15 protein-coding genes are annotated in these 15,143 nt (G+C 62.1%); 3 read left to right on the forward strand and 12 right to left on the reverse strand.

From position 1 onward, the window contains the following. Positions 1-31: 31 nt before the first annotated feature. The 4 genes from AC5RWO_RS04140 to AC5RWO_RS04155 are packed head-to-tail and all read right to left on the reverse strand — an operon-like array spanning position 32 to position 3,501. Positions 32-922: an ABC transporter ATP-binding protein gene (locus AC5RWO_RS04140; protein WP_498729614.1), complete on the reverse strand. Its 891-nt coding sequence runs from the start codon at positions 920-922 to the stop codon at positions 32-34. Beyond that, the gene (locus tag AC5RWO_RS04145; protein WP_498729616.1) at positions 912-1,685 is read right to left on the reverse strand and encodes an ABC transporter permease; all 774 of its coding nucleotides are present in this window, start codon (positions 1,683-1,685) and stop codon (positions 912-914) included. Before AC5RWO_RS04145 ends, AC5RWO_RS04140 begins: the two co-directional genes overlap by 11 nt. Then, positions 1,682-2,524 (reverse strand): ABC transporter permease, encoded by an 843-nt coding sequence (locus AC5RWO_RS04150; protein WP_498729618.1) that lies wholly within the window; start codon positions 2,522-2,524, stop codon positions 1,682-1,684. The genes AC5RWO_RS04145 and AC5RWO_RS04150 overlap by 4 nt, the downstream gene beginning before the upstream one ends. After that, entirely contained in the window at positions 2,521-3,501 is a 981-nt protein-coding gene (locus tag AC5RWO_RS04155; protein WP_498729619.1) for an ABC transporter substrate-binding protein, read from the reverse strand. Before AC5RWO_RS04155 ends, AC5RWO_RS04150 begins: the two co-directional genes overlap by 4 nt. Before the next feature lie 698 nt (positions 3,502-4,199). On the opposite strand from AC5RWO_RS04155, the gene AC5RWO_RS04160 reads away from it, so the two are divergent. Continuing rightward, positions 4,200-5,039, forward strand: a complete 840-nt coding sequence (locus AC5RWO_RS04160; RefSeq protein WP_498730083.1) for a GerMN domain-containing protein — start codon at positions 4,200-4,202, stop codon at positions 5,037-5,039. Between the two features lie 345 nt (positions 5,040-5,384). Here the strand turns inward: AC5RWO_RS04160 and AC5RWO_RS04165 are convergent, their stop codons facing one another. Beyond that, positions 5,385-6,356: a lantibiotic dehydratase C-terminal domain-containing protein gene (locus AC5RWO_RS04165; RefSeq protein WP_498729620.1), complete on the reverse strand. Its 972-nt coding sequence runs from the start codon at positions 6,354-6,356 to the stop codon at positions 5,385-5,387. Between the two features lie 99 nt (positions 6,357-6,455). Further along, positions 6,456-6,590, reverse strand: a complete 135-nt coding sequence (locus tag AC5RWO_RS04170) for a hypothetical protein (protein ID WP_498729621.1) — start codon at positions 6,588-6,590, stop codon at positions 6,456-6,458. Positions 6,591-6,889: 299 nt separating this feature from the next. Between AC5RWO_RS04170 and AC5RWO_RS04175 the strand changes: the two genes are divergently transcribed. Continuing rightward, positions 6,890-7,864 (forward strand): helix-turn-helix transcriptional regulator, encoded by a 975-nt coding sequence (locus AC5RWO_RS04175; protein WP_498729623.1) that lies wholly within the window; start codon positions 6,890-6,892, stop codon positions 7,862-7,864. Between the two features lie 111 nt (positions 7,865-7,975). Continuing rightward, on the forward strand, positions 7,976-9,229 hold the full coding sequence (locus AC5RWO_RS04180; protein ID WP_498729625.1) for an aminotransferase-like domain-containing protein: 1,254 nt from the start codon (positions 7,976-7,978) through the stop codon (positions 9,227-9,229). 6 nt (positions 9,230-9,235) lie between these two features. On the opposite strand, the gene AC5RWO_RS04185 is transcribed toward AC5RWO_RS04180, so the two are convergent. The 6 genes from AC5RWO_RS04185 to hisC form a co-directional block, all read right to left on the reverse strand. Beyond that, on the reverse strand, positions 9,236-9,451 hold the full coding sequence (locus tag AC5RWO_RS04185) for a hypothetical protein (protein ID WP_139006979.1): 216 nt from the start codon (positions 9,449-9,451) through the stop codon (positions 9,236-9,238). Between the two features lie 45 nt (positions 9,452-9,496). Then, entirely contained in the window at positions 9,497-9,985 is a 489-nt protein-coding gene (rraA, locus tag AC5RWO_RS04190) for a ribonuclease E activity regulator RraA (protein WP_498729626.1), read from the reverse strand. Between the two features lie 107 nt (positions 9,986-10,092). Further along, positions 10,093-11,661: a dihydrolipoamide acetyltransferase family protein gene (locus AC5RWO_RS04195; RefSeq protein ID WP_498729627.1), complete on the reverse strand. Its 1,569-nt coding sequence runs from the start codon at positions 11,659-11,661 to the stop codon at positions 10,093-10,095. 15 nt (positions 11,662-11,676) lie between these two features. Further along, on the reverse strand, positions 11,677-12,651 hold the full coding sequence (locus AC5RWO_RS04200) for an alpha-ketoacid dehydrogenase subunit beta (protein ID WP_101632544.1): 975 nt from the start codon (positions 12,649-12,651) through the stop codon (positions 11,677-11,679). Continuing rightward, entirely contained in the window at positions 12,651-13,823 is a 1,173-nt protein-coding gene (gene pdhA, locus AC5RWO_RS04205; RefSeq protein WP_498729628.1) for a pyruvate dehydrogenase (acetyl-transferring) E1 component subunit alpha, read from the reverse strand. Before pdhA ends, AC5RWO_RS04200 begins: the two co-directional genes overlap by 1 nt. A 149-nt stretch (positions 13,824-13,972) precedes the next feature. Continuing rightward, positions 13,973-15,124 (reverse strand): histidinol-phosphate transaminase, encoded by a 1,152-nt coding sequence (gene hisC / locus AC5RWO_RS04210; RefSeq protein ID WP_498729629.1) that lies wholly within the window; start codon positions 15,122-15,124, stop codon positions 13,973-13,975. Positions 15,125-15,143 lie beyond the last annotated feature (19 nt).

Consider the following 15,143-nt stretch of genomic DNA (forward strand, 5'->3'; position numbering starts at 1 on the left):
AGGCCGGCGCTTTCCGTTCTGACAGGACATATCAGGCAGTGGCGGAACCTGCGCCGGAATCGGTCTGCACCGCAGCCGCGGGGCGGTGGCCCTGCTTGGCGAGCTGGATCTGTTCGTAGACGTGGTGGCGCAGTTCGGTGAAGCGCGGCAGCGAACGGGTGTTGAGCTGGTCGCGCTCGTCCGGCAGGTCGATGGCCAGGTCTTCCTGGATGACCGTCGGCGAACTGGAAAGGATGATCACCCGTTCGCCGAGGTAGACGGACTCGTCGATGTCGTGGGTAACGAACAGGACCGTGACACCGAGTTTGCGCCAGACGGTGCGGATCAAGTCTTCCAGGTCCGCTCGGGTCTGAGCGTCCACGGCCGCGAACGGCTCGTCCATGAGCAGCACTTCGGGCTGGTACGCCACGGCGCGGGCGATCGCCACGCGCTGCTGCATGCCGCCGGAGAGCTGCCAGGGGTAGGACTGCGGCACGTGGGACAGTCCCACGGCCTCCAGCGCGTCGTCGACGAGCTTGTCCCGCTCGGCACGGGGCACGCCCTGGTTCTTCAGCGGCAGCTCAACGTTTTCGCGCACCCGCATCCAGGGGAAGAGGGAGCGGCCGTATTCCTGGAACACGACGGCCATCTTCTTCGGCGGCCCGGAGACTTGTGTGCCGTTCAGGAGCACTTCGCCCTCGGTCGGTGCCATCAGCCCGGAGATGCACTTGAGCAGGGTGGTCTTGCCGGAGCCGGACGGGCCGACCAGGCAGGCCAGCTCGCCGGCCTTCAGGTCGAATGTCAGGTTCCGCACGGCCTCGATATCGCCGCCGTCGGTCTTGTAAACCTTCTTCAGGTTCCGGACCGAGAGCATGGCCTCGTTCCCGGGCAGGGTCTTGCCTGCCGGGGCGGGGGTGGTTCCGGGTGTTGTTTCAGACTGCATTTTCTACCTCTCGCAGGCCGTGGTACCAGCGCAGCACACGCCGCTCGGTCCACTGGAAGATGAATGACAAGGCGACGCCGATCAGGCCCAGGACCACAATGCCGGACCACATTTCCGGAATCGCGAAGGACCGCTGGAACTGCACGATTGTGAAGCCGAGCCCCGAGGACGAGGCGAACATTTCGGAAATGACCATCAGGATCAAACCGATGGACAGGCACTGGCGGATACCGGCCATGATCTGCGGCCCGGCCGAGGGAAGCACCAGGTACTTGACCCGCGCCCAGCCCTGGATGCCGTACGTGTGCGCCGAATCGGAGAGCACCCCATCAATGGCGCGGACACCTTCGATGGTGTTCAGCAGCACCGGCCACACGCAGCCCGAAATGATCACCGCGACCTTCATACCGTCCGTAATGCCCATCAGCAGCATCAGCACCGGCACCAGGACCGGCGGCGGAATGGCGCGGAAGAATTCGAGCACCGGTTCCGTCAGGTCCCGAAGCCACTTGACCGAACCGATCAACAGGCCCGCGACAATGCCGATGATGATCGCCGAGACCACCCCGACGACCAACCGCCCGATACTGGGCAGCACATCAGAGAGAATCCGCTCCCCGAACCATGTCTCGGCAAACGCCTCCGCCAGCAGGGCCGGGGTCGGCACGAAGAAATTCGTCTCCCCCAGCGTCGAAGCCCACCAAATTGCAACCAGGATCAGAGGCAGCGCCAGCACGTATCCGAGAGTCTTCAAGAACCTCATACGATCACCTCCGAACGGATCGAGGAATGCCAGGACAAGGTCTTGCGCTCAATGAAACGCATGACCAGATTAATGACGACGCCGATCAGGCCGGTCGCGAGTACCAGCGCGTACATCCCCGAGATCGCGCCGCCGGACTGGGCCAGGGCGATCTCCCTGCCCAAACCGGGGGAACCGATCACCAGTTCGGCCGTGATCGCTAGGATCAGCGCCACGGAGGCTGCAAGGCGGATGCCGGTCATCAGGTACGGCAGCGCCGTCGGGAACACCACGTGGCGGACCCGGGCCATGGCGCCCAGGCCGTAGGACTTGGCGGTCTGCATCGCCACATTGTCCACATCGGCCACTCCGTAGAGCACCTGGATGAAGACCTGCCAGAACGATGCGTAGACCACCAGCATCAGGGTTGATTCGATCTTCACGCCGAACAGCAGCACGGCCAGCGGGATCAGCGCCACCGACGGGATCGGGCGGAGGAACTCCACGGTCGAGTTGGTGAACTTCCGCAGGAACATCGATGAACCGATGATGAAGCCCAGCACCACGGCCAGCACGATCGCCATCACCAGACCGATCGCCCAGGCCAGCATGGTCTCGCCTACCGCAACCCAGAACGCCGTCAAACCGAAATCAGTGATCAGCGCCGCGATGACCTCACTGGCCGGCGGCAGGAAGCGGGGCTCAACGATGCCCACCCGGGGAACCAGCTCCCACAGCAGCAGGAACCCGATAATGCCCGCGATCCCAAGCAGCTGCTTCGACGGCAGCTTCTTTGCTGGCTGCTTTCTGCCCCGCGGGATGGGCGCAGCACTGTTTGTTGTTACGGCTTCTTGGGTCATGGCAGCAGCTCATCCAGGTTCGGGGCCTCGCTCAACGTGCCGTACTTTGCGGCCGCTTCGCCGAGCGTCTGGGCCGCTTCACGGCTGAATTCCGGGCGGTATTCCGGCAAGGTCAGCTCTGCGAGGGTTTCAGCATCGATTTCGGTGTAGGTTCCGACGATGTCGCGGACTTCCTGCGGGTTCTCCTGCGCGTATTCAAGGGACTTGTTCATGGCTCTGGTGAACTTCTCCACCAGTTCCGGTTCGCTCTGAACCTTTTCGGAAGTCGTAAAGTAGCCGGCAATGTCGAGTTCCGGGTGCATCTCCGTGAAGTTCCACGACACCACACGGGCCCCCTCGGACCGTGCCTGGGTCAGGAAGGGATCCAGAATCCATGCGGCATCAACCTGCCCGTTTTGGAGTGCTGCCGGAGCATCTGGGAATGCTACTTCCACGAAGTCGATGTTGTCAGGATTCCCGCCGTCCTGTTCAACCACGTGCTTGATGGTCGTGTCGCCGATATTGGAGAGGTTGTTGACCGAAACAGTCTTGCCTTCGAGGTCGGCCGCGGACTGAATATCGGAATCTTCAGGAACGACCACGGCACCGAAGCCTGACTCTTCTTCACCGGTTGTGGAGGCCCCGTTGGCAACGAACTGCAGGTCCAGTCCTTTGTCGTTCGCCACCATGACCGAAATCAGGTTGGAGAAAGCGAAGTCAAAACTGCCGCTGACCACGCCGGGAACGATCGCGGCTCCGCCGGTAGCGGTCTGCAGGTCCAGCTCTAGACCTTCTTCGGCGAAGAAGCCCTTCTCGTCACCGAGCCAGATGGGTGCCGTATCCACAATCGGGATCACCCCGACGGAGATCTTGGTCAGTCCGCCGCTACCGGCGTCGGCGGGAGCCTCGGAACCGCCACCGCTCGGGGAGCCACTGCCGCAGGCAGATAGGGCGAGCACTGAAACTGCGGCCACAAGCGCGGTCAGTCTACGTTTCATTTCTACTCCTTAGTGATCCCCTGGAGACCCGGGATAACCTGAATGTTCGCGTAACGAACGAGTGTTCACCCATCAGTCTGCGCGACTCGTTTTGTGACGTCAAACACATCACTTCATCGTTATAGACACGATACTCGGTGACGCACCTCAGCGGCACTGAATTGAACTTTTCAACGAATTGTGAAGCGGGATAACAAACGGGAGCCCAAGACTCTCCGGTGTCAGAACTGTGTTGATCGACGAGTCCGGGACGTGACAAACCTGCAACGGGATGGTGACCGGAAACCCGTTTGTGGCTGGTTCTTTCGCGCGTATCGTGAGTGATAACCACAGGCCACCGGCCCCTGAGCGGATGCATGAGCATCCTCGTCCCGGCGGCATCACGTTTCCAGGGGGTCAACATGAGCAAGCAACGGGTTCTGGGGACCGCATCGGCAGCACTGCTGCTGACTCTGACAGCGTGCAGCCCTCCGACCGGTCAAGGGCAGTCGCCAACGGCAAATCCACCGGCCACGGTCGCTGCCGAGCCGCAGGCCATTGCCCCGCCAACGGCTCCGGCTCCCGGCCCATCAGCACCGCCAGCGGCATCGGCACCATCGGTGAAGGCCCCCGCACCGACCGAGGAAACGGCTGCAGCGCCCGTCGCCCAGCCGGAAATTTCGGTAAGGTCCGAGAACGGGGCAGGAGTTCCGTTGACGATGTATTACATTGCCGTAGAAGACGGCGGAGTCTCCGGCGCGGAGATCGGCTGCAGGGACAGCCTCGTCGCCACGTATACGGAGCCTGTCAAGACTCAGGATCAGGTGCAGGCCAGCATCGAGCGCCTGCTCGCCGAGAGGGACAGATTGCATGGATCATCCGGGCTTTACAACGCCCTCCACGAATCCACGCTGACCTTCGAACGCGCCAGGATCAATGGCGACACCGTCACCGTCCATCTTGCCGGCGAGCTCAAATCCGGAGGCTCGTGCGATGACCCGCGCGTGGAATGGCAACTAAGACAGACCGCAGCCACTGCCGCCGGAGTCGGGGAGGCCATCATCCTGGTCAACGGGATTCGGATTGAGGATTACCTCAGCGGACGCGGACCTGCCGTTCCCGAAGCACCAGCGCCAGCTGCACAGGCCCCCATTACAGTTCCCCTGACCGTCTACTACATCGGGCTTGCCGGCGAGGAGACCTCAGGCAGCGGTATAGGGTGCGGAGACAGCCTCGTTGCGACCCTTACACAACCTGTAACATTCACCGATCAGCTTGGGGCGAGCATGACACACTTGTTAGCAAACAAGCAGGAGTTTCTAAGCGAGTCGGGCCTCTATAACGCGCTGAATTCCTCCGCGTTGTCTTATCAGAGCAGTAGTCAAGACGGCGACACCGTGACAGTTAATCTGTCCGGTAGTGTCACCGTCGGCGGAACCTGTGATGGTCCTCGCATTGAAGCTCAGCTGGAACAGACCGCCGCCACAGCCGCCGGTGTTGCCGAAGCCATAGTGCTGGTTAACGGCATCCCAATTGAAAAACTCCTCGACGTGAAGTAGTCATCAGCCAGCGTGTATCCGGGTGAGCGTGCTGATTGGCCCCGAACAGCCGACTGGCCGGAACCGTTGGGGGCAGTTCCGGCCAGTAAGCCTTGGGGGAACTGGCCGGAACCGTTGGGGGAAGCTCCGGCCAGTGGTTTATGGGGTTGTGATGCGGGATTTACTGCCAGGCGTGGTCTGCCCAAGCTGCATCTCGCGAGTAATCGCTCCCAGTCAAGTTCCACAGATCGCCATCCTGGCCGTGGGCTCCCACGACTCCGATCTGGTCGAGTGCTGAAGCCGGGCCTTGTTCTGCGTTGCCGGGTGCCAGAGGGCCCACGGGCGCCGATTTGATGCCATAGGGAGTCATCGTCTTCTCTTCTCCAACAGAGCGGACTCAGTTTCCGGGGTCCAGGCGCGGGCATAAATTCCCAAAGCCGCCTCTTCCCACAGTGTGAAGCCCAAGCGGTTCATCATCAGATGTGACTGGCTGAAAGTCAGATTCTGTGCACCGCGGCTAACCCTCGATTTATCTGCCCGGTACAGGTAGGCGTCAATAGCCCGCTTCCAGCGGCGACGCCAGTTTTGCACGCTTCCTTCGGCTGCCGTAGCGGCCATGAGTCGGTGCATCGGTGCGGTTTTCGGCGCCAGGGTGGCAGTCAAACCGAGTCGGGCCTTGGCAGCGCCACGTCCAAGTTCCATGGTCGAAACACGAAGGTGGTTGTCCCAGCAGTAATCCCAGGAGAGCCGGCGGCGGTCTGGCCACTGCGGAGCCTTCGGCCCGTTGAGCATGGCCCAAGCCGCATCGGAGAGCAATAGGGCACCAAGGGCAGTGCGGCCCTGCGACTTGTTGAACCGTTGCGCTGCCCAGCTACCAAGTTCAGAAGACAGTTCAAAGACCTCTTCGGCAAGTTCAAGCCCTTCGAGCCCGCCGAATCTGTCCAGATCCGATTCCTGCACTAAGGCGACAGAATCCGATCCCAGAGCGCCGACCAACTCTATATTGTCCGGCGACACGACATAGTGCTGCTGGACTCGAACTGTTGGCAGGATTTCAAGGAGCCGGTTCCGGGCCGCCAGCTCAAACCTTTGGAGGCTATCAAGGGCTGAGCGGTGGCCCAGGAACCGGACCTTTATGTGAGGCCCCACCTCATCAACATGGTGGCTGAAGTACCAGCGGCCCACGCCTTCGCGGCGAGCGTGGGCCACCAGTGGTGTAACCAGTTCTCCTATGACGGCTTCGGCTACGTCTTGTCTACCCGTGTAAATAGACAGGACCCACCAGTAGCGTTTGAGACTGAGCTTTTCCGAAGAGCGTACGGCTGTCAGCTGGCTCATGCGCTTCTCCTAGATCTGCTCGCTGGTGGTTGGGGAGGAATAGCCGTTGCCGTCCTGGTTACGGGATCAGCGGGTATGCTGTTGCGGTGGGGCAGCTTATTACCAGTCCCAGGCAGCCGTAACGATTGCGTTGGACTGCTGGCTCTGGTCGATTGCCACTGCAGGAGTGGCCGCCGAGACCGCGCCTACAGCAAGCAGTAGACCTGCCGTTATGCCGGCGATCTTCTTGAACATGTCATTCCCCTTCGATGTGAGTGGCAATCCATCGAGTATCGTTCCCCCGACTCTTCAAGAGTTCCGCGTCGCCCTACATGCTGTCCAGTCAATATGGGGGCAACATCATGACATGCCCTTATCGGGACGAGTCCCGGCGTTCATGAACGTCCCGACGCATGGTCAAAACCGCGGATTCCCGCCTGATTCAAGGATTTTCCAACATGAGTATGATTTGAGTATGACCACTACAGTTGGGTGGCATATACCGGACATGGCAAATAGTTACATGCCACGAATCATGCTTGAGGGGGCACCAGATGTTGAGTGGGACAGCCTTTGAGCTTTATGAATATGCGGTAACCCACCCGGACTGGACCAAGGAGTCCGCTTCGACTGCGCTCGGCTACACCATTCGGGATCTCAATAGCGCCATTACTGAGCTCACCGGACGACGCCTGTTCCAACAGCCGGCGCCTGATGTGGACTGCTTTACGGCCATCTCTCCGGACGTGGCCTTGGCGCAGCTAGTCGAGGCCGACGAACGCCTGCTTATCGATCTACGCGCCAAAATCAGCGGGCACCGGAGCGATATGGCTTCGCTGGTCCCCACATATCTTGCGGCACGAAAGCGAATCGCTCTCGATTCGTCCATCGAAATACTCGAAGACCCCGGGGTAATTCGAAAGCTGCTGATGGACTATGGGCGGGATGTCACAGAACAGGTCCTGATCAGCCAGCCTGGCTCAGGATCTACGGCCGAGGTCCATGAAGAGGGCATCCAGAAGGACCTGGAACTGCTGGAACGCGGGATTGTCAGAAAAAATCTCTACAATGCCAGCACACTGGATCACGTTCCTACCCGGAAGGCGGTCGCCGCCACAGCCCCTGCGGGCCTGGAGTATCGGACATTGCCCTACGTGCCATTGAAAGTCCTGATCTTCGACCAGTCCTTGGCACTCGTAGCCCGCCAATTGGACGCGGACGATCGAGCGGCTCTGGTGGTGCGCGACGCCAATCTGATCCATGTATTCACGCAGCTATTCAATGTGGCATGGGAACTGGCCACCCCCTACGGCTGGGAGACGGAAGGCCGAAACCCTGCTGACCTCAATAGCATTCAGCGGTCCGTTCTCCGGGGCATGGCTGCCGGTTACTCCGACGAAGTGATTGCACGAAGGCTGGACATCAGCGTGCGGACCTGCCGCCGGCATATCGCATGGATGCTCGAAGAACTGGGCGCCGAAAGCCGCTTCCAAGCAGCGCTAAAGGCCAAAGAAGCGGGCTGGCTGTAGTCGCGAGGCACGAGGCCAACAGCACAAATAGAAAACAGCTGTTGCCTTGAGGGCAACTGTTCGGGTTATCCTGTGTGAGTGAGAACACAGGAATCTTCCGCTTCTGCCGACATGCCAACCGAAACCGAAGTTGCCCTTGAGCGCGCGGTCACTTCGCACCGGCACCATAGCCTTTACTCCGACCGGGCAGCTAAAATCAAGCAATCCGCCGTTCGCGATGTCTTCGATATTTCGCTACAGCCTGGCCTCGTCTCTCTTGCCGGGGGGAATCCGTTCCTGCAGTCCCTGCCCCTGGAGAAGCTCGGCGGGATGGCCTACCGCCTCATTACCGAGCAGGGCTTAACAGCCCTCCAGTACGGCGGCGGCCAAGGAACCGAGCGGCTTCGGGCCCAGGCCTGCGAAGTCATGGCCGAGGAAGGCATTGAGGATGCGGACCCAGCAAACGTAGTGATCACCACCGGTTCCCAGTCCGCCCAGGACGTCGCCTGCAAGGTCTTCTGCAATCCCGGCGACGTTGTGCTTTGCGAAGACCCGACTTATGTGGGTGCCCTGAACACTTTCGAGGCTTATGAAGTCACGGTGGCGGCCGTGGCAATGGACGAGCTCGGCCTCGTTCCCGATGAACTGCAGCGGCGCATCGATGAGGTCCGTTCTGCCGGCGGCAATATCAAGTTCCTTTACACCATCCCCAACTTCAACAACCCATCGGGCATCACGCTCGCCGCAGAGCGCCGGCAGCGCGTCGTACAGATCTGCCAGGACGCGAACATCCTGATTATCGAGGACAACCCGTACGGCCTGCTGCGCTTCGACGGCCATCCGATCGCCCCGCTCCGCGCGGGCAACGCGGACGACGTGATCTACATGGGTTCTTTCTCGAAGATTCTCGCGCCCGGCCTGAGGATCGGCTGGGCTCTGGTTCCGGCGCACTTGCAGCGGCGTTTCTACCTGGCCAGCGAGGCGGTCACGCTCTGCCCGCCCACACTGAACCAGATGCTCATCTCAGAGTACCTGGACGGCCACGATTGGCGCGGCCAGATCACTACCTACCGCAGCCTCTATGCAGAGCGCTGCGCAGCCATGCTTCAAGCGCTCGAAGATTTCATGCCGGAAGGCGTCAGCTGGACCCAGCCGCAGGGAGGTTTCTTCGTCTGGGTGAGCCTGCCGGAGGGAATCGATACCTATCCACTGTTGTACAAGGCGATCGACGCCGGCGTCATCTTCATCCCCGGTGCCGCTTTCACCCCCTCTGATGATCCCTCCAGCAAGCTCAGGCTGGCATTCAGCGCCGTGTCCACAGAGAACATCCGCGAGGGCGTGCGCCGGCTGGCGCCCGTGTTGCAGGAGGCTATGGGCGCCCGGTAGCAGCTATCAGCGCTTCTTGAGGTACTTGTAGTAGACATAGCGGCCGCCGAAGTAGAGGCCAAGGACCAGGATGATGCGCAGAATGCCGTTCATGCCCGGGAACAGAAATATGAACACATAGCTCAGCAGGAATATGACGGCCATGCCCCAAAGGGTGCGGCGCCAGTCGATTTTAGGCACGTCGGGACGGTTGCCGGACCCTGAAGGTCGGTTATTGCTCATGGCCCAAGTCAATCACAGGCGCAGGCGGTCCCCGTTTTCGAATGGTCAGCGCTCGACGAGGATGCCATCCGCGTCGGCATAAACCATGGCACCTGGCCGGAATGCCACACCAGCGATCTCGACGGGCACATCCACCTCGCCGAGAGAGTCCTTAGCACTCTTGCGCGGGTTGCTGCCCAGTGCCTTGACCCCCAGCGACAGTTGCGCAATGGCAATGCGGTCGCGTATGGGCCCATTGATGATGACGCCGGCCCAGCCGTTTTCCACCGCTGCTGCGGCGATCATGTCCCCCATCAGGGCGGTGTTGAGCGAGCCGCCGCCGTCCACCACGAGAACCGAGCCTCCGCCGGGTGAATACAGAACGGATTTCACCAATCCGTTGTCTTCATGGCAACGAATGGTACGGACGGGTCCGCTGAATGCCACGTTGCCACCCAGGTCTTGAAACTGCAGCGGCACCGACTGGAGGTCCTCGCCTCGCTCGTCATACAGGTCCGCGGTGGAAACAGAACCGGAAAGATCAGTGCTTGTCATCGGGATGGTCTCCTTTACGCCACATTCGCTCGATCATAGCCCACGGCAATAGGGATCCGCCGTGCCTCCGTCGTGGATCCCTTCGACGACTACGCGTTCCGCGGCACTTAATCGAGCAGAAGCGCGGGTTCTTCCATGATCGCGGCAACGTCGGCCATGAAACGGGCGGAAAGGTCGCCGTCCACCACACGATGGTCGAAGGAGCCGCCAAGAGTAGTGATCCAGCGAGGAATGACTTCCCCGTCCAGCACCCAGGGCTTCTGCTTGATGGTGCCGAAGGCCACGATCGCGACTTCGCCCGGATTGATAATGGGAGTGCCGGTGTCGATGCCCAACGCACCAACGTTGGTGATGGTCAACGTGCCGCCCTGCATCTCGGCAGGTTGGGTCTTGCCCGCGCGCGCTTTGGTAGCCAACTCGTTGAGGGCGATGGCCAGTTCCTTCAGGGACAGATCCTGTGCATCCTTGATATTCGGCACCATCAGACCGCGCGGCGTGGCGGCGGCGATCCCGAGATTCATGAAGTGCTTGATCAGGATCTCGTCATCGGTCCACGTGGCGTTGACGGAGGGGTTCCGCGCTGCCGCCCAAATCACCGCTTTAGCCAGAATCAGCAACGGTGAAATCTTGATGCCTTCGAAGTCGCGGCTGACCTTAAGCCGCTTGACGAACTCCATGGTCCGGGAGGCGTCCACATCCACGAAGATGCTTACGTGCGGAGCGGAGAAGGCCGATTCAACCATGGCCTTAGCCGTGGCCTTTCGGACACCCTTGACCTTGACCCGTTCGATGCGCTGGTTCTGCGGCTTCTTGCTCGGCGCCCAGAAGGTCTCGGCCTGGTCCAGTTCGGCATCCCGCTGTGCCTGATAGCTCAGCAGGTCCGCCTTGGTGACCTCTCCACCGCGGCCCGTGGGGGTGATGTCCGCCAAATCGATCCCCAGATCCTTGGCAGCCTTGCGCACCGGCGGCTTCGCCAGCACGCGGGTCAGCAAGCGGTTCACCGCGGCCTGCACAGCCTCGCCGCGCTGTTGTCCCTTGGCACCGTCCCGGATTAGTCCGCTTTCGACGGCGGAGTCAGGGGACGCAGCCGAGGGAACCGGCGGCACATGCGGGGCATGCTGCTGTGGCGCCGAATCGGAGACGCCGTGGTGGTGGGGAGCCGCCGTCGTTGTTTGGTCCGTAGTAGGGCTGGGGCTGGGGCCGGACGTGCGGCGCGGGCGGCGCTTGACAGCATCTGCCTTGGGTCCTGAGCCGACCAGTGATCCGCTGACCATGCCCGGTTCGCTGGCTGCCGGCGCTGCCTCGACTGCGCCCGCCAGCGGATCGCCCTCCGTTTTCGCGGGCGCTTCCTGCGGCAGGGCAGCGCTGTCCGGACGCGCGGACGCTTGGAGCGCGTCCCCGGTGTCCTTCACGGGTGCGGGCTGGCCGGCACTGCCGACGTTCACGGAGATGATCGGCGTGCCCACCTCGATGGTCTCGCCCTCGGGCACGAGCAGTTCCGCCACGACGCCCGCGTACGGGCTGGGCAGCTCTACCAGGGACTTGGCCGTTTCAATCTCCACGATCACGTCGTTGACGGCGACGGTGTCCCCGGGCTTGACCTTCCAGGAGACGATTTCGGCTTCGACCAGGCCTTCGCCGACGTCCGGGAGGTTGAATGATTCGATGTTCGACATGGAAACTCCGATGCGTCAGTAGGCGAGGGAACGGTCGAGGGCCTCAAGCAGGCGGTCGATGTCCGGAAGATAGTGCTCTTCCACCTTGGCCACGGGGTAGGGCATGTGGAAACCGCCCACCCGCAGCACCGGGGCCTCGAGGCTGAGGAAGGCGCGTTCCGAGATGCGTGCGGCGATCTCGCCGCCGACGCCGCCGAAAGTGGGTGCCTCGTGGGTGACGATCAGGTGCCCGGTCTTGTGCACCGACGTCGTGATGGTGTCGAAGTCGATCGGCGAGATGGAGCGCAGATCGATCACCTCCACGCTGTTGCCGTCCTCCTCGGCGGCCTGCGCCGCTGCCAGCGCGACCGGGACGAGCGGGCCGTAGGCGACGATCGTGGCGTCCGTTCCCTCGCGGACCACCTTGGCGCTGAACGCGTCCTGGCCGGGACTCTCCGTGTCCACTTCGCCCTTGAGCCAATAGCGGCGCTTGGGCTCGAACACGATGACCGGGTCGTTCGACTCGACGGCCTGCTGGATCATCCAGTAGGCATCGTGCGGATTGGACGGGGTAATGATGCGCAGCCCCGCGGTGTGCGCGAAGAGTGCCTCCGGCGATTCGGAGTGGTGCTCGATGGAGCCGATACCGCCGCCGTAGGGAATGCGGATGACGACGGGGGCGCTGAGATCGCCGGAGCTGCGGGCGTGGATTTTGGCCAGCTGCGTGGTGATCTGATTGAAGCCCGGGAACACGAAACCGTCGAACTGGATTTCGCAGACAGGCCGGTAGCCGCGGAACGCCAGTCCGATTGCCGTGCCGATGATGCCGGATTCAGCCAGCGGGGTGTCGACCACGCGGGTCTTGCCGAACTCGGCCTGCAGGCCTTCGGTCACCCGGTAGACGCCGCCCAAAGCGCCGATATCCTCGCCCATGAGCATGGTCTTCGGGTTGTTCTTCATCGTTTCGCGAAGGCCGGCGGTAATGGCCTTGGCGATGGTCATGTTGGCCACTAGTTGCTCTCCCCTGCCTCGTCGGCGTCCGCGAAGCCCGCCTCGTACTCCCGGTGCCAGGCGAGTTCTTCGGCGACCAGCGGGTGCGGGTCGGCGTAGACGTTATTGAAGCTCTGCACCATTTCCGGACCGGTCATGGCCAGGACCTCGGCTCGGACCTTGGCAGCCAGCTCATCGCCCTGGACCGCGACCTCCTCGAAGTATGAGTCATCCGCGGTGTTGCTGGAGCGCAGATACCGTTCCAGGCGTTTAAGCGGATCCTTGTCCCTCCAGGCGTCCTCCTCGGCGGAGAGCCGGTACTTGGTGGGATCGTCCGCAGTGGTGTGCGCGCTCATTCGGTAGGTGAACGCCTCGATAAGCACCGGGCCACGGCCGGAACGCGCATGCTCCAACGCCCAGCGCATGACGGCGTGGACGGCAACCACGTCATTGCCGTCCACCCGGATTCCCGGGAAGCCGTAGCCGCTGGCACGGTTCGACAGCGGGATCCGCGACTGCACTTCGGTAGGCACAGAGATGGCCCAGTGATTGTTCTGGCAGAAGAAGACCACCGGAGACTGGTTCGAGGCCGCGAAGACCATCGACTCATGGACGTCGCCCTCGGAGCTGGCGCCGTCGCCGAAGTAGGCGACACTGACACCGTCCTCGCCGTCCCGCTGCAGGCCCATGGCGTAGCCGACGGCGTGCAGGGTCTGGGCGGCGAGGACCAGCGTGTAGAGGTGGAAGTTCTTTTCCCGGGGATCCCAGCCGCCGCTGGAAACACCGCGGAAGAGCTTCAGCAAGGCGGACAGTTCGAGCCCGCGGGTCAGCGCCACACCGTGCTCGCGGTACGTCGGGAAGACGTAATCGTTTGCCTGCAGTGCGGTGCCGGAACCGATCTGGGCGGCCTCCTGCCCCAGCAACGGCGGCCACATAACCAGTTGTCCCTGGCGCTGCAGCGCCACGGCTTCCTGGTCAAAGCGCCTGACCAGGAACATGTCCCGGTACAACCCGCGAAGGGCCTCGCCGTCCAGATGCGCGGCGTAGGGCCCGTACTGGACGTCCTCCCGCAGCGTTCCGTCCCAGGCAAGTAGCTGCACCATTTCCGGAGCGTCTGCGGGGTCGCTGGAGGTCATGGACTGCTCAAGTTCCTCAATGTCGAATTCAGAGGTGGGCAAGTGCTCAGCGCCCATACGAACTCCTCGCCGGCATGCCGCCCGTCGACGGTTACCTTAGCTGCTGATATATGCCTTGAACGGAATGCATTACCCGCGAGGCATATATTGGTCGGTTTTCTGTTCCAGCCTAACGATACCGGGCCTCAGCCCCGCTGTTGTTACGGTCAGGAAACGCCGGGGCCTTTTGTATAGTTCGCACACAGAGCGAGGAAACGGGTGTTGGCCTCCACCTCGCCGATGCTGACCCGGACCCCTTCGTTGGGGAAGGCCCGTACGGAGAGTGCCTGCTCACCCGCGTAGGCGGCAAAGTCCTGGGAGTTCTCACCCAGCGGGAGCCAGACAAAGTTGCCCTGGGACTCCGGGATCTTCCAGCCAAGCTCGCTCAGGCCGGCCACCACACGGTCACGTTCGTCCACGAGGCTTTGTACCCTTTCAACAACCTTGTCGTAGTGCTTCAGCGAGGCAATTGCCGCGTCCTCGGCCAGGCTGGACACGGCGAAGGGCGTCGCGGCGACCCGCAGGTGCTGGGTGAGTTCCGGATTCGAGACGGAGTATCCAACGCGAAGATTTGCCAGGCCATGGGCCTTGGAGAAGGTCCGCAGGACGATCACGTTCGGGTACTTCTTGTACACCTTGATACCGTCCACCACTTCCGGATCCCGGACAAACTCGGTGTAGGCCTCGTCGATGACCACCACCACGTCCTGCGGGACCTTGGCCAGGAAGTCCTCCACCTGGGCGGTGGTGAGGGCCGGACCGGTCGGATTATTCGGGGTGCACAGCAGGACGACTTTGGTCCGCTCGCTGATTGCGGCCACCATGGCCTCAAGGTCGTGCGAGCCGTCCGCCTGATTGGGAATCTGTACGCTGGCTGCGCCGGAGAGGCCAATCATGATCGGGTAGGCCTCGAAGGAGCGCCAGGCGTAGACGACCTCGTCCGCCGTGCCGTCCTCGCTCTGGCCGGAGAAGGTCTGCAGGATCTGGACCAGCGCGCCCAGGCTGCCGGCACCAGTGACGATGTCCTCAGCCGGCACATCCAGGAATCGGCTCAGTTCGGTGCGCAAGGCTGTCGACAGCGGATCCGGGTAGCGCTGGATGTTGTGCTGGGACTGGATAGCCTCCAGCACCTCCGGGATCGGCGGGAGCGGATTCTCGTTGGAGGAGAGCTTGTACGGCTGCAGCCCTTCAATAACGGCCGGCGGTTTGCCCGCTGCATACTTGGGCAACCGGTCCATGACCGGGCGGGGACGGATCTGACGGTCCTGGGCTGCCGTCTGAACCGCAGCTACGTTGGTGGGGTTCTGGGTAGAAGTCATGGGTTAAAGAATACGGTGA

Source organism: Arthrobacter sp. B055-34, from assembly GCF_059090425.1.